The 15111-nt window shown below is 59.5% G+C and carries 15 protein-coding genes; 14 read left to right on the forward strand and 1 reads right to left on the reverse strand.

The window, feature by feature from the left end; translation table 11 throughout:
* Positions 1–136 precede the first annotated feature (136 nt).
* From CAF87_RS08990 to ispD, 7 genes are all read left to right on the forward strand, one after another.
* Positions 137–1084 (forward strand): acetyl-CoA carboxylase carboxyltransferase subunit alpha, encoded by a 948-nt coding sequence (locus CAF87_RS08990; protein WP_085729817.1) that lies wholly within the window; start codon positions 137–139, stop codon positions 1082–1084.
* A 145-nt stretch (positions 1085–1229) separates the two neighbouring features.
* Positions 1230–2558, forward strand: coding sequence for a tRNA lysidine(34) synthetase TilS (tilS, locus tag CAF87_RS08995; RefSeq protein WP_085729818.1), 1329 nt, complete (start codon positions 1230–1232; stop codon positions 2556–2558).
* A 274-nt stretch (positions 2559–2832) separates the two neighbouring features.
* Positions 2833–4464, forward strand: coding sequence for a CTP synthase (locus tag CAF87_RS09000; protein WP_011332696.1), 1632 nt, complete (start codon positions 2833–2835; stop codon positions 4462–4464).
* Positions 4465–4469: 5 nt separating this feature from the next.
* Entirely contained in the window at positions 4470–5315 is an 846-nt protein-coding gene (gene kdsA / locus CAF87_RS09005; RefSeq protein WP_085729819.1) for a 3-deoxy-8-phosphooctulonate synthase, read from the forward strand.
* A 156-nt stretch (positions 5316–5471) separates the two neighbouring features.
* A complete protein-coding gene (eno, locus tag CAF87_RS09010) occupies positions 5472–6761 on the forward strand; it encodes a phosphopyruvate hydratase (protein WP_085697340.1) in 1290 nt (429 codons plus the stop codon).
* A gap of 170 nt (positions 6762–6931) precedes the next feature.
* Positions 6932–7210: a cell division protein FtsB gene (gene ftsB, locus CAF87_RS09015; RefSeq protein WP_003222158.1), complete on the forward strand. Its 279-nt coding sequence runs from the start codon at positions 6932–6934 to the stop codon at positions 7208–7210.
* Complete coding sequence (gene ispD, locus CAF87_RS09020) at positions 7207–7914, forward strand: 2-C-methyl-D-erythritol 4-phosphate cytidylyltransferase (protein WP_085729820.1); 708 nt, start codon at positions 7207–7209, stop codon at positions 7912–7914. The genes ftsB and ispD overlap by 4 nt, the downstream gene beginning before the upstream one ends.
* Here the strand turns inward: ispD and CAF87_RS09025 are convergent.
* Entirely contained in the window at positions 7911–8807 is an 897-nt protein-coding gene (locus CAF87_RS09025) for a LysR substrate-binding domain-containing protein (protein ID WP_085712852.1), read from the reverse strand. The two genes, ispD and CAF87_RS09025, sit on opposite strands and share 4 nt — an antisense overlap.
* Before the next feature lie 115 nt (positions 8808–8922).
* Between CAF87_RS09025 and CAF87_RS09030 the strand changes: the two genes are divergently transcribed.
* The 7 genes from CAF87_RS09030 (at position 8923) to CAF87_RS09060 (ending at position 15016) form a co-directional block, all read left to right on the forward strand.
* Positions 8923–10035: an S-(hydroxymethyl)glutathione dehydrogenase/class III alcohol dehydrogenase gene (locus tag CAF87_RS09030; protein ID WP_007954819.1), complete on the forward strand. Its 1113-nt coding sequence runs from the start codon at positions 8923–8925 to the stop codon at positions 10033–10035.
* A 55-nt stretch (positions 10036–10090) separates the two neighbouring features.
* Complete coding sequence (fghA, locus tag CAF87_RS09035; protein ID WP_085729821.1) at positions 10091–10936, forward strand: S-formylglutathione hydrolase; 846 nt, start codon at positions 10091–10093, stop codon at positions 10934–10936.
* A gap of 43 nt (positions 10937–10979) precedes the next feature.
* Positions 10980–11453 (forward strand): 2-C-methyl-D-erythritol 2,4-cyclodiphosphate synthase, encoded by a 474-nt coding sequence (gene ispF / locus CAF87_RS09040; RefSeq protein WP_007954821.1) that lies wholly within the window; start codon positions 10980–10982, stop codon positions 11451–11453.
* On the forward strand, positions 11450–12508 hold the full coding sequence (gene truD / locus CAF87_RS09045) for a tRNA pseudouridine(13) synthase TruD (RefSeq protein WP_085729822.1): 1059 nt from the start codon (positions 11450–11452) through the stop codon (positions 12506–12508). Before ispF ends, truD begins: the two co-directional genes overlap by 4 nt.
* On the forward strand, positions 12496–13245 hold the full coding sequence (gene surE / locus CAF87_RS09050) for a 5'/3'-nucleotidase SurE (RefSeq protein WP_085729823.1): 750 nt from the start codon (positions 12496–12498) through the stop codon (positions 13243–13245). Before truD ends, surE begins: the two co-directional genes overlap by 13 nt.
* A 41-nt stretch (positions 13246–13286) precedes the next feature.
* The gene (locus tag CAF87_RS09055) at positions 13287–13922 is read left to right on the forward strand and encodes a protein-L-isoaspartate(D-aspartate) O-methyltransferase (RefSeq protein WP_170844894.1); all 636 of its coding nucleotides are present in this window, start codon (positions 13287–13289) and stop codon (positions 13920–13922) included.
* Between the two features lie 212 nt (positions 13923–14134).
* Complete coding sequence (locus CAF87_RS09060) at positions 14135–15016, forward strand: peptidoglycan DD-metalloendopeptidase family protein (protein WP_085729824.1); 882 nt, start codon at positions 14135–14137, stop codon at positions 15014–15016.
* Positions 15017–15111 lie beyond the last annotated feature (95 nt).

Genomic DNA, 15111 nt, shown 5'->3' on the forward strand with positions numbered 1-15111 from the left:
GCAGGTGCCATCAAAGCGCCTGCCCACAACCTGAATTTTTAATCTCGACCTCAGCGCGCCTCTCCCTTAAGGTAGGGCGCGAATAGACAACCGGCCGGCCCAAGCTCATTTGGGACACGACCCAAGACGGACGCCTATGAACCCGAATTTTCTAGATTTCGAACAGCCGATCGCCGACCTGCAAGCCAAGATCGAAGAGTTGCGCTTGGTCGGTAATGACAATTCGCTGAATATCGGCGATGAGATCTCCCGCCTGCAGGACAAGAGCAAAACGCTCACCGAAGACATTTTCGGCAAGCTGACCAGTTGGCAGATCGCACGTCTGGCGCGTCACCCGAAACGTCCATACACCCTGGACTACATCGAACACATCTTCACCGAGTTCGACGAGCTGCACGGTGATCGTCACTTCTCCGACGACGCGGCCATTGTGGGCGGCGTGGCACGTCTGGAAGACCAGCCAGTGATGGTGATCGGTCACCAGAAGGGCCGTGAAGTGCGCGAAAAGGTACGCCGCAACTTCGGCATGCCGCGTCCGGAAGGCTACCGCAAGGCCTGCCGCCTGATGGAAATGGCCGAACGTTTCAAGATGCCGATCCTGACCTTCATCGATACCCCGGGCGCTTACCCAGGCATCGATGCTGAAGAGCGTAACCAGAGCGAAGCGATCGCCTGGAACCTGCGCGTCATGGCTCGTCTGAAAACCCCGATCATCGCCACCGTGATCGGTGAAGGTGGTTCCGGCGGTGCACTGGCAATCGGTGTCTGCGACCAACTGAACATGCTGCAGTACTCGACCTACGCAGTGATCTCGCCGGAAGGCTGCGCTTCGATTCTGTGGAAAACCGCAGAAAAGGCGCCGGATGCTGCTGAAGCCATGGGCATCACTGCCGAGCGTCTGAAAGGCCTGGGCATCGTCGACAAAGTGATTGGCGAGCCTCTGGGCGGCGCCCACCGCGATCCGGCGGCTGCCGCGGCCTTGATCCGCGCCGAGCTGAGTTCGCAACTGGCGATGCTGAAGAAGTTTGACAACGAAGCGCTGCTCAAGCGTCGTTACGATCGTCTGATGAGCTACGGCCTCTGATCGAACGCCGTTTTGGCTGACGGCAAAACACTGTGGGAGCGGGCTTGCCCGCGATTGCGATGTAACATTCAACGACTGTGTTGGCTGTTTCACCGCTTTCGCGAGCAAGCCCGCTCCCACATTTGGTTTGTGAAAAGGTAGAAAAATGGGTCAGCCCTCGATTGATTTGCCTTACAGGCTTCTGCGCAATCTCAAGCCCTGGCTCAATGCGGCCCATTGGCGCATCGCCTTCTCGGGTGGGCTCGACTCCACCGTTCTGCTGCACCTTCTGGCCAGTCTCGCCAAAACCGAATCCCTTCCGGCGCTAAGCGCCATCCATGTCCATCACGGCCTTCAGGCTGCGGCCGACGCGTGGCCGGCGCATTGCCAGGCTGTATGCGATGAGCTGGCGGTGCAGTTACAAGTGGTGCGTGTGCAGGTGCAACCGGGGGCGAGCCTGGAGCGGGCGGCGCGGGATGCTCGCTATGCAGCGTTCAGTGCGGCGACTCAGGTCAACGACGTCTTATTGACCGGGCAACACCGTGACGACCAGGCCGAAACGCTGCTGTTTCGTCTGTTGCGCGGCGCTGGTGTGCGTGGTCTGTCAGGCATGCCGGCCCTGCGCGCGCTGGGGCAGGGCAGTCTGGTCAGGCCCTTGCTCGATGTCACGCGTGCCGAGCTGGAAGCCTATGCGCAGGACCATGGTCTGCGCTGGGTAGAGGATCCGTCGAATCAGGATCGACAGTTTTCGCGCAATTACCTGCGCCATCAGGTTATGCCGCTGCTGACCCGGCGCTGGCCGCAGGCTCACGCCAGCATGGCCCGCAGCGCGGCGCATTTGCGTGAGGCGCAAGGTTTGCTCGATGAGCTGGCGCAGATTGATCTGGCTCAAGCGACCTTGTCAGATGATTTCGAGTGGCTGGGTTTGCCATCACTGGCGTTTGCGGCAATCGCCGGGTTGTCCGATGCGCGCCAGCGCAATGCACTCAGTCACTGGCTCGAACCGCTGACCCGACTGCCGGATACCGACCATTGGTCGGGTTGGATCGATCTGCGCGATGCCGGTAACGATGCCGCTCCGGTCTGGCGTCTGGCGGATGGCGAGTTGCACCGCAGCGCCGGTCGCCTGTGGTGGCTCAGCGGCCATTGGCTGCGCACGCCAGTGGTCAGCGGCGACTGGCATGAGCCGTCGCTGGCACTACGCTTGCCCGATAACGGGCGTGTCATGTTCAGCGGTCAGACTCCCGCAGGGCCGCTGCGGATTCGCTATCGACAGGGCGGCGAGGTGATGCATCTGGCGGATCGCGGTCATCGTGATCTCAAGCGCTTGCTCAATGAACGCGCGGTGCCGGGCTTCGTGCGTGGCAGATTGCCGCTGCTGTTTCGCGGTGAGGAATTGCTCGCCGTGGCGAACCTGCCGGGGCTTGATGGCAATGCGTTGGAAGGCTGGCGTTTGCATTGGCAGCCTTCTGACGAAGATCAAGGTTTGAGATGAAGGGGGCATTCCGGTAGACTACGCTCCCTTCTTGATACAACTTCTGTGGATTCGCCTGAATTGCAGGAGTTGCCGATTACCAAGCAGTCTTTGCTGGGCGATTCCAAAAAATGTGTAGCGAGCAACGTACCGGTGTTTTCACTTCCGGTCTGTCCCAACGCGGCGGTTTTTTTGAAAGGTGCACTGTGATTAATGCAGGTGATCGGGGGCTTCGGCCTTCCTTCGCTTTCCCCGGCGGCTCGGACCGCTTTAACGCAGACTTCTAGGGTTTTTCATGACGCGCTACATATTCGTCACGGGCGGTGTTGTTTCTTCTTTGGGGAAAGGCATTGCATCGGCTTCATTGGCGGCCATCCTGGAGGCGCGGGGGCTTAAGGTCACCATGCTGAAGCTGGATCCGTACATCAACGTCGACCCGGGCACCATGAGCCCGTTCCAGCACGGTGAAGTGTTCGTCACCCACGACGGCGCCGAGACCGACCTGGATCTGGGCCACTACGAGCGGTTCATCCGCACGACCATGACCCAGAACAACAACTTCACCACTGGCCGTGTCTACGAGCACGTGCTGCGCAAAGAGCGCCGTGGTGACTACCTGGGTGCAACCATCCAGGTGATTCCGCACATCACCGACGAAATCAAGCGTCGCATCATCAAGGGCGCCGGCGATGCCGACGTGGCCCTGGTGGAAATCGGCGGTACCGTTGGCGACATCGAATCGCAACCGTTCCTCGAAGCCATCCGCCAGTTGCGTGTGGAAGTCGGTTCCAAGCGCGCGATGCTGATGCACCTGACCCTGGTTCCGTACATCGCCACCGCCGGCGAGACCAAGACCAAGCCAACCCAGCACTCCGTAAAAGAGCTGCGTTCGATTGGTCTGCAACCAGACGTGCTGATCTGCCGCTCCGACCATCCAGTGGATGTGTCGTCGCGTCGCAAGATCGCGCTGTTCACCAACGTTGAAGAGCGTGCGGTGATTTCCCTGGAAGACGTCGACACCATCTACAAGATCCCGGCCGTGCTGCACGCCCAGGGTCTGGACGATTTCGTCGTAGAGCGTTTCGGCCTGCAATGCAATGGCGCCGACCTGTCCGAGTGGGAAAAGGTCGTCGATGCCAAGCTCAATCCAGAGCACGAAGTCACCATCGCGATGGTCGGCAAGTACATGGAGCTGCTGGACGCCTACAAGTCGCTGATCGAAGCGATGAGTCACGCCGGCATCACCAACCGTACCAAGGTCAACCTGCGCTATATCGATTCCGAAGATATCGAGAACCAGGGCACCGCGCTGCTGGAAGGCGTTGACGCGATCCTCGTACCGGGCGGCTTCGGTCTGCGTGGCGTGGAAGGCAAGATCACTGCCGTTCAATACGCTCGCGAAAACAAGGTTCCGTACCTGGGTATCTGCCTGGGCATGCAAGTGGCGGTCATCGAGTTCGCCCGTAACGTGCTGGGCTGGAAAGACGCCAACTCCACCGAGTTCGATCGTGCCAGCGGCCATCCGGTTGTTGGTCTGATCACCGAGTGGGAAGACGCCACCGGCGCCGTTGAAGTGCGTACCGAAGCGTCCGATTTGGGCGGCACCATGCGCCTCGGCGCTCAGGAGTGCCTGCTCGAAGCCGGCTCCAAGGTGCACGATTGCTACGGCAAGGACGTGATTGTCGAGCGTCACCGTCACCGTTACGAAGTGAACAACAACCTGCTGCCGCAGATCATCGAGGCCGGCCTGAAGATCTCCGGTCGCTCTTCCGATGCCGCGCTGGTTGAAGTGGTCGAAGCACCGGATCATCCTTGGTTCGTCGCTTGCCAGTTCCACCCAGAGTTCACCTCGACGCCACGCGATGGCCATCCGCTGTTCAGCGGCTTCGTCAAAGCAGCATTGGCTCAACACCAGAAGAAGGCGTAACCCCGATGGCACAGAAGATCATCCGCGTCGGCGACATCGAGATTGCCAACGACAAACCCATGGTGCTGTTCGGTGGCATGAACGTGCTGGAAAGCCGTGACATGGCCATGCAGGTTTGCGAAGAGTATGTGAGGGTCACCGAAAAACTCGGTATCCCTTACGTGTTCAAGGCCAGCTTCGACAAGGCCAACCGTTCTTCTGTGACCTCCTATCGCGGTCCTGGCCTGGAAGAGGGTATGCGCATCTTCCAGGACATCAAACAAGCCTTCGGCGTACCGATCATCACCGACGTCCACGAGCCTGAACAGGCCGCGGTCGTCGCTGAGGTCTGCGACATCATCCAGTTGCCGGCCTTCCTGTCGCGCCAGACCGACCTCGTGGTCGCTATGGCCAAGACCAATGCCGTCATCAATATCAAAAAAGCCCAGTTCCTCGCGCCTCAGGAAATGAAACACATCCTGAACAAGTGCGTGGAAGCGGGTAACGATCAATTGATCCTCTGCGAGCGCGGTTCGAGCTTCGGCTACAACAACCTCGTGGTCGACATGCTCGGCTTCGGCATCATGAAGCAGTTCGAGTACCCGGTATTCTTCGATGTGACCCATTCGCTGCAAATGCCTGGCGGTCGTTCCGACTCCGCCGGCGGTCGCCGCGCCCAGGTCACCGACCTGGCCAAGGCTGGCATGAGCCAGTCGCTGGCGGGCCTGTTCCTCGAAGCCCACCCGGATCCGGACAACGCCAAATGCGACGGCCCTTGTGCCTTGCGTCTGGACAAACTGGAGCCATTCCTGGCCCAGCTCAAAGCCCTGGACGAACTGGTGAAGAGTTTTCCGACGGTAGAAACCGCGTAAACCTCAATTCTCCGGTAAAGTACCGCACGATTTGTCGCTCATGCCCTCGGGTATGAGCGTTGTCGTCTGCAAGCTGCCCGTTGCACAACACTTGCCGACGGTAAAAAGATTTCCTCTAGCTGCGTCGTTTTCGTCAACTTTGGAGTGTTTACAACAATGGCAAAAATCGTCGACATCAAAGGTCGTGAAGTTCTCGACTCCCGTGGCAATCCCACCGTGGAAGCGGACGTGCTTCTCGACAACGGCATCATCGGCAGCGCTTGCGCGCCGTCCGGTGCATCCACTGGCTCGCGTGAAGCGCTCGAGCTGCGTGATGGCGACAAGAGCCGTTACCTGGGCAAGGGCGTGCTCAAGGCGGTAGCCAACATCAACGGTCCGATCCGCGATCTGCTGCTGGGCACCGACCCAAGCGACCAGAAAGCTCTGGATCACGCGATGATCAAGCTGGACGGTACTGAAAACAAAGCGACCCTGGGCGCCAACGCCATTCTCGCCGTCTCCCTGGCTGCGGCCAAGGCTGCAGCACAGGATCAGGACCTGCCGCTGTACGCACACATCGCCAACCTGAACGGCACCCCGGGTGTCTACTCGATGCCGGTTCCGATGATGAACATCATCAACGGTGGCGAGCATGCCGACAACAACGTCGACATCCAGGAATTCATGGTGCAGCCGGTTGGCGCCAAGTCTTTCTCGGAAGGTCTGCGCATGGGCACCGAGATTTTCCATCACCTGAAAGCTGTGCTGAAGGCCCGTGGCCTGAGCACTGCTGTCGGTGACGAAGGCGGTTTCGCGCCGAACCTGGCTTCCAACGAAGACGCGCTGAAAGTGATCTCCGAAGCCGTTGCCAACGCTGGTTACAAGCTGGGCACCGACGTGACTCTGGCTCTGGACTGCGCGGCCAGCGAGTTCTTCGAAGACGGCAAGTACAACCTGTCTGGCGAAGGCCAGGTGTTCACCGCTGAAGGTTTCGCCGACTACCTCAAAGGCCTGACCGAGCGTTATCCGATCATCTCGATCGAAGACGGTCTGGACGAGTCCGACTGGGCTGGCTGGAAGATCCTCACCGACAAGATCGGCGCCAAGACCCAACTGGTTGGTGACGACCTGTTCGTGACCAACACCAAGATCCTGAAAGAAGGCATCGATAAAAAGATCGCCAACTCGATCCTGATCAAGTTCAACCAGATCGGCACCCTGACCGAAACCCTGGAAGCCATCCAGATGGCCAAGGCTGCCGGTTACACTGCCGTGATCTCGCACCGTTCGGGCGAAACCGAAGATTCGACTATTGCCGACCTGGCCGTGGGTACTTCGGCTGGCCAGATCAAGACCGGTTCGCTGTGCCGTTCCGACCGCGTTTCCAAGTACAACCAACTGCTGCGTATCGAAGAGCAGTTGAATGGCAAAGCCAAGTACAACGGTCGCTCCGAGTTTCGCGGTTAAGTTGTAGATGGTAAAAAGACACCGGATTGTGTCGGAAAAGTCGTGACAGCGATGGATTTGCCACTAATCTGATGCCTTATATGCACAAGCCTGGATATTCCAGGCTTCGTGCTATCAGATGCTTCAAGTTTTTGCGTGGCTGTCTTTTTTCACTGGATACCTGATATTCGATGCGCAGTCCTTACTGGTTGTTTCTCGTCTTGCTCTTGCTGCTGGCCGGTCTGCAGTACCGCCTGTGGGTGGGTAATGGCAGTCTGGCGCAGGTTGCCGAACTGAATCAGCAGATCGCTGATCAACACGCCGAGAACGAAGCCCTGCTGGAGCGCAACCGGGTGATGGACGCTGAAGTCAGCGAGTTGAAGAAAGGCATGGAGACCGTTGAAGAACGGGCTCGTCACGAACTGGGCATGGTCAAGGACGGTGAAACCCTTTACCAGTTGGCCCAATGATCGATTCCCTGCCGGCCTTCTGGGCCGTGATCCCTGCCGCGGGCGTCGGTGCCCGTATGGCCGCGGACCGTCCCAAGCAATATCTGCAACTGGGCGGGCGTACAATTCTCGAACACAGTCTCGGCTGTTTCCTCGATCATCCGAGCCTCAAGGGGCTGGTGGTCAGTCTTGCTGTCGATGATCCTTATTGGCCGAACCTGGCCAGCGCCAGCGATCCGCGAATTCAACGGGTCGATGGTGGCGCCGAGCGTTCCGGTTCGGTGCTCAACGCCTTGCTGCATTTGCACGCGCAAGGTGCCGACGATGAGGATTGGGTGCTGGTACACGATGCGGCACGGCCCAATCTGAGCCGTGACGATCTCGATAAATTACTTTCAGAACTTGCCGACGACTCAGTGGGCGGTCTGCTGGCCGTGCCGGCGCGCGATACTCTCAAGCGGGTCGACAAGCACGGTCGTGTGATCGAAACCGTGGATCGCAGCGTGATCTGGCAGGCCTACACCCCGCAGATGTTCCGCCTCGGAGCATTGCACCGCGCACTGGCGGACAGTCTGGTGGCCGATGCGCTGATTACCGACGAAGCCTCGGCGATGGAGTGGGCCGGCATGGCGCCGCGTCTGATCGAGGGCCGTGCGGATAATCTGAAAGTTACCCGCCCGGAAGACCTCGAATGGTTGCGCCAGCGCTGGGCGAACCGTCGTTAAATCCGGTATTCCGGCCGTTCGGCCAAGCCCTCCTTGAGAAAATCCACCAGTTTGCGCACCTTCGGCGAAAGGTGCCTTTGCTGTGGGTACAACGCCCATACCGCTGTATTCGGCGGTTGATGCGCCTCCAGCAAAGAAATCAACGCACCGCTGTGCAGATGTTCAAGCACGTAATAGTCCGGCAGCTGACACAAACCAACGCCTTGTAGCGCCGCATCCAGCACCGCTTGCCCACTGTTGCAGCGCCAGTTTCCCTGTACTCGCTGGGAAAATTCCCGCCCGTTCTGTTCCAGCTGCCAGATATCCGAGCTGCCGATCAGGCAATTGTGCCGGCTCAGTTCCGACAAACTGTGTGGCCGACCGTACCGTTCGAGGTAGGACGGCGACGCGCAGAGGTACATCCGCCGTGGCGCCAGGCGGGTCGCCACCAACCGAGAATCCTGAAGACGCCCGAGGCGAATCGCCAGGTCCAGGCCTTCATGCACCAGATCAAGTTGCCGGTTGGTCAGTTCGATATCGATGCGCAGTTGTGGGTAGTGCCCCATGAACCGGGTCACCAGCGGCACGATAAAGCGCTCGCCGTAGGCCACGGCGCAGGTCATGCGCAACATGCCTTTGGGTTCGCTGGTCAGATCACCGACCGCACGCAATGCCTCTTCGCGACCGTCCTGCAACCGCTGACAATGTTGCAGGAAGGTCTGGCCGGCTTCGGTCAGGGTGACGCGCCGGGTGCTGCGGTAGAGCAGACGCGTCTGCAAACGTTCTTCCAGTCGTACGATTTGTCGACTGATGTGCGAGGAAGAAACGCCCAGGCGTTCGGCAGCAGCGGTGAACTGGCTGCATTCGGCAACGGCAACGAACTCGTCGATACCTTCCCAGCGGTTTTCGGACATCGGGATTATCCCTGTGTGGCAATAATGTTTTGCTTTTGTCCGGATTATTCATCAAGCAGCGCTGGACTACACTCCTTGTCTGGTTTTTATTCAATGGATTCACTGGAGAGTCAGCATGATCAAGTCGCGCGCCGCCGTTGCCTTCGAGGCCAAGAAGCCGCTGGAAATCGTAGAAGTCGATGTCGCCATGCCCAAGGCCGGTGAAGTGTTGCTGCGCGTGGTGGCTTCCGGGGTTTGCCACACCGATGCCTACACCCTGTCCGGTGCTGACCCGGAAGGTATCTTCCCGTCGATCCTCGGCCACGAGGGTGGTGCCATCGTTGAAGCGATCGGCGAAGGCGTAACTTCCGTGGCCGTCGGCGACCACGTCATTCCGCTGTACACCCCGGAATGCGGCCAGTGCAAGTTCTGCAAATCGGGCAAGACCAACCTGTGTCAGGCGATTCGCGCCACCCAGGGCAAGGGCCTGATGCCGGATGGCACCTCGCGCTTTTCCTACAAGGGCCAAACGATTTTCCACTACATGGGTACCTCGACGTTTTCCGAGTACACCGTGCTGCCGGAAATCTCCGTGGCCAAGATCTCCAAGGATGCACCGCTGGAAAAGGTCTGCCTGCTCGGTTGCGGCGTGACCACCGGTATCGGTGCAGTGATCAACACCGCCAAGGTCAAACCGGGTGACACCGTGGCCATCTTCGGTCTCGGCGGCATCGGTCTGTCGGCCGTGATTGGCGCGGTAAAGGCCAAGGCCTCGCGCATCATCGCCATCGACATCAATCCGGCCAAGTTCGAAATCGCCAAACAACTGGGTGCCACTGACTGCGTGAATCCGAAAGACTTCGATCGTCCGATCCAGGAAGTGATCGTCGACATGACCGATGGTGGTGTCGACTTCTCCTTCGAATGCATCGGCAACGTGCAATTGATGCGCGCAGCTCTGGAGTGCTGCCATAAAGGCTGGGGCGAGTCGGTTATTATCGGCGTTGCCGGTGCCGGCCAGGAAATCGCCACCCGTCCGTTCCAGCTGGTGACCGGTCGCGTCTGGCGTGGTTCGGCGTTCGGTGGCGTGCGTGGCCGTACCGAGTTGCCAAGCTACGTCGACATGGCGCAAAGCGGCGAAATCCCGCTGGATACTTTCATCACCCACACCATGGGTCTGGAAGACATCAACAAAGCCTTCGACTTGATGCACGAAGGCAAGAGCATCCGCACCGTCATTCATTTCTGATCAATCGCGATGCCACGGTTGCGAATGTGCAACCGTGGTTGCGTAGGAGTCCTACATGAGTCTGGAAAATATCTCCTGTCAGAAGAGTTTCGGCGGCTGGCACAAGCGCTATCGCCATCGCTCCGAAGTGCTGGGGTGCGACATGGTGTTCGCCGTGTACCTGCCGCCGCAGGCAGAGCAGGGCGGCAAGTTGCCGGTGCTGTACTGGCTGTCGGGCCTGACCTGCACGGATGAAAACTTCATGCAGAAGGCCGGCGCCATGCGCATGGCGGCTGAACTGGGGTTAATCATCGTGGCGCCGGACACCAGTCCCCGTGGCGCCGATGTACCGGGTGATCCGGATGGTGCGTGGGATTTTGGCCTGGGTGCCGGGTTCTATCTGAATGCCACGCAGGAACCGTGGTCGCGGCACTATCGGATGCATGACTACGTCGTGCAGGAATTGCCTTCACTGGTTGAAGCGCATTTCCCGGCGTCGAATAAGCGCAGCATCAGCGGCCACTCCATGGGCGGTCACGGTGCATTGGTCTGTGCATTGCGCAATCCTGGACGTTACCAATCGGTGTCAGCATTTTCGCCAATCAACAACCCGATGGATTGTCCATGGGGTCAGAAGGCATTCTCCCGTTATCTGGGCGAAGACCGTTCGAAATGGCGCGAGTGGGATGCCTGTGCGCTGATTGCCGAGGCGGACGAGAAACTGCCGTTGCTGGTCGATCAGGGTGACCGCGACGACTTCCTGGCCACCCAGCTCAAGCCGGAAGCGCTGCAGCAAGCGGCCAAACAGGCGGGGCATCCGCTGACGTTGCGCCTGCAACCGGGCTACGACCACAGCTATTTCTTCATCGCCAGCTTCATTGACGACCACTTGCAGCATCACGCACGCGCTCTAAAGTGCTAATGCAGGTAGAATCACGCCCTGACAAAATTCGGGGCGTTTTTTTATGCGTATTGGCCACGGCTATGATGTGCACCGTTTCGCTGAAGGCGATTTCATTACTCTGGGCGGCGTGCGAATCGCACACGGCTTCGGGCTGCTCGCTCACTCCGACGGTGACGTCCTGCTGCATGCCTTGAGCGATGCCTTGCTCGGCGCGGCGGCGCTGGGTGATATCGGCAAGCATTTCCCGGACACCGACCCGCAATTCAAGGGCGCCGACAGTCGTGTGCTGCTGCGTCATGTGGTCAGCCTGATCCACGCCAAAGGCTGGAAGGTCGGCAACGTCGACAACACCATCGTTGCTCAGGCGCCAAAAATGGCCCCCCATATCGAATCGATGCGCGCGCTGATTGCCGCGGATCTGCAAGTAGAACTGGATCAAGTGAACGTGAAAGCCACCACCACCGAGAAGCTCGGTTTCGTCGGTCGCGAAGAGGGCATTGCCGTTCATTCCGTTGCCTTGTTGCTGCGCGCATGAACGAAGTGCAACTGCTCGGCCCGCGGGCCTATGGCGACGCCCTCGGCACCGCGGTACTGAAAGCCATCGCCGAAGATTTCCAGGTCGATGAAGTGCTCGACATCCCGTTCAGCGGTGACGGCGAGCACCTGTGGATCTGGGTGGAAAAGCGCGGTCTGAACACCGAAGAAGCGGCACGACGCATCGCCAAGGCTGCCGGCGTGCCATTGCGCACGGTCAGCTATGCCGGCCTGAAGGATCGTCAGGCGCTGACCCGCCAGTGGTTCAGCGTGCAACTGCCGGGCAAGGCTGATCCGGATCTGTCGGCGGCGGAAAACGATACGCTGAAAATCCTCAAGACCACTCGACACAAGCGCAAGCTGCAACGCGGCGCGCATTCGGCCAACGGTTTCACCTTGCGCCTGACCCAGTTCAACGGCGATAAAGCCGCCATCGATGAGCGTCTGCAGCTGATCGCCAAACAAGGTATCCCGAACTACTTCGGCGCCCAGCGTTTCGGCCATGATGGCGGCAACGTCGTCGATGCCCGTTCGTGGGCGGCGCGCAAGGCACTGCCGGAGCAGCGCAATGTGCGTTCGCGCCTGCTGTCGACTGCGCGCAGTTTTCTGTTCAATCAGGTACTCGCGGCGCGGGTGGCCGATGGCACCTGGCAACGTGCCCAGGTCGGCGATCTGCTGGCGTTCACCGACAGCCGCAGCTTTTTTCCGGCAGGTGTTGCCGAGTGCAGCGACCCGCGTCTGGCGATTCTCGATCTGCACCCGACAGGACCGCAGTGGGGCGAAGGTGACTCACCGGCCGCCGGCGCTGTCCATGATCTGGAGCAGGCAATTGCCGCACGCGAGGCGGATCTGCGCGATTGGTTGATTAATGCCGGTATGAGCCACGAACGTCGTATCCTGCGGCTGCCCATTGACGGGTTGACGTGGCATTATCCCGAGCCTGACATTCTGCAACTGGAATTCGTCCTCCCGGCCGGATGCTTCGCCACCGTATTGGTGCGCGAACTCGTTGATCTGGTACCGGTGGGGCAGACGGACAGCCCATGCGTATTCTGATTTCTAACGACGATGGGGTGACTGCGCCCGGTCTTGCCGCGCTTTATGCTGCGCTGGCGGATTACACCGAGTGCGTGGCTATCGCCCCGGAACAGGACAAGAGCGGTGCCAGCAGTTCGCTGACACTCGACCGTCCGTTGCATCCGCAATACCTGGACAACGGTTTTATCAGCCTCAATGGCACGCCGACCGACTGCGTCCATCTGGGGCTCAACGGTTTGCTGGAACGCGAGCCGGACATGGTGGTTTCGGGCATCAACCTCGGCGCCAACCTGGGTGATGACGTGCTGTATTCCGGAACGGTGGCAGCCGCCCTCGAGGGCCGCTTTCTTGAGCGCCCGTCGTTTGCCTTCTCGCTGGTTTCGCGGCTGGTCGACAACCTGCCTACGGCGGCCTACTTTGCGCGCAAACTGGTCGAAGCCCACGCCGGGCTCGATCTGCCACCGCGCACGGTGTTGAACGTGAACATTCCTAATCTGCCGATCGATCGCATTCGCGGCATTCAACTGACCCGTCTCGGCCATCGCGCCCGTGCGGCGGCACCGATGAAAGTCGTGGACCCGCGTGGCAAGGCCGGTTACTGGATTGCGGCGGCAGGTGACGCGGAAGACGGCGGGCCGGGTACCGATTTCCATGCGGTAATGCAGGGTTACGTATCCATCACTCCGTTGCAGCTCGATCGCACCTTCAATGATGCCTTCAGAAGTCTCGACCGCTGGCTGGAGGGGCTCAATTAATGGCTCGTGAACAAGACGACAGGCTGCGCAGCGGCATCGGGATGACGTCCCAGCGAACCCGAGAGCGCCTGATCCAGCGTCTATACGAAGAGGGTGTTTCCAACGCCAGCGTGCTGGAAGTGATCCGTCGGACCCCGCGACACCTTTTCGTCGATGAAGCGCTGGCGCACCGTGCCTATGAGGACACCGCACTGCCGATCGGCAACAACCAGACCATTTCCCAGCCTTATATGGTGGCGCGCATGAGCGAGCTGCTGCTCGAGGCGGGACCGCTGGACAAGGTGCTGGAGATCGGCACCGGTTCCGGTTACCAGACGGCGGTGTTGTCGCAACTGGTCGAGCGCGTGTTCTCTGTAGAGCGGATCAAGGTACTGCAGGATCGGGCCAAGGAACGCCTGGTCGAACTCAACTTGCGCAACGTGGTGTTCCGCTGGGGCGATGGCTGGGAAGGCTGGCCGGCGCTGGCGCCGTACAACGGCATCATTGTCACTGCGGTGGCGACCGATGTTCCTCAGGCTTTGCTTGATCAACTGGCACCGGGCGGGCGGATGGTAATCCCGGTCGGCTCGGGTGAAGTCCAGCAATTGATGCTGATCGTGCGCGAAGAAAACGGCTTCTCCCGACACGTGCTCGGGGCTGTTCGTTTCGTGCCATTGCTCAACGGGCCGCTGGCCTGAGCATTTATTTGCTCACGCTGAATTCCTTGCCAGAGCGCCTGTCTTACAGCGGCACCGATTGTTTCAACAGGATTTATCGTCGATGAGCAAACGTGTGCGTCGAGCGATATAGCTTCATTAAAGGTAAACCCTGTTTCGCCCGTTATACTTGCGAAGCTACGTGCCGAAATCGGCATTCCACATTTTTTCAGCCACCACAAAGGGAGCGGCGGGTGAGTCTCACAGTCATTGCGCAGCGTATGGGTAACACGAGCTTTCAGCGCCTGGTGACTGGCCTTGTCTTGAGCACCTTGCTGGTCGGTTGCTCCAGCACCAAATCGAGCAACGTGCGGGTCGTCGATCGCAACAATGCGGTGGCCCAGCGTCCTACAGTGACGACCGGGCAGTATGTAGTCCGTCCGGGCGACACGATGTTTTCCATCGCGTTTCGCTACGGTTGGGACTACAAAGCCCTCGCTGCCCGGAACAATATTCCTACGCCGTATACGATCCACCCGGGTCAGACAATTCGCTTCGACGGGCGTCCTGGTTCAACGTCGACTGCCGAGGCGAGCAACAGCGGATCTGCACCGTCTTCGTCGAGCAAAACCACGATAATCCGGCGCCAGGCGAATGGTACGACGACCACCACAACCACCGGTTCCGGGGCGGCTTCTGCGGCTGTTGTACCGTCCGTCGCCAACAAGCCGGCGCCGGCTCCATTGCCTCCACCGGGCCCGGCCCCGACCGGCTGGGGATGGCCATCTAATGGCATTCTGATTGGTAAATTCTCTTCAAACGGTAGTTTGAATAAAGGAATTGATATCGCCGGAGATTTGGGACAGCCTGTTTTAGCTGCGTCTGATGGGACGGTGGTTTACGCCGGGAGTGGCTTAAGGGGCTACGGCGAATTGGTCATCATCAAACACAGCGAAACCTACGTCAGTGCTTACGGACACAACCGTCGGCTGTTGGTACGGGAGGGGCAGCAGGTCAAGGTCGGACAGACAATTGCCGAAATGGGGTCAACGGGTACAGACCGGGTGAAACTGCATTTTGAGATTCGCCGACAAGGTAAACCTGTGGATCCGCTGCAGTTCCTGCCAAGACGTTGATTTGCAGACCAGCCTGTTCCTTCACGTAGAGGGGACAGGCTCCAGCGTTGCCAAGGATAAAGGCGCCGCTTGAGCTTGGGGTCGAACTCACCAAA

The sequence above is a fragment of the Pseudomonas sp. R38(2017) genome (assembly GCF_002112395.1).
In the GTDB taxonomy this organism is placed as follows: domain Bacteria; phylum Pseudomonadota; class Gammaproteobacteria; order Pseudomonadales; family Pseudomonadaceae; genus Aquipseudomonas.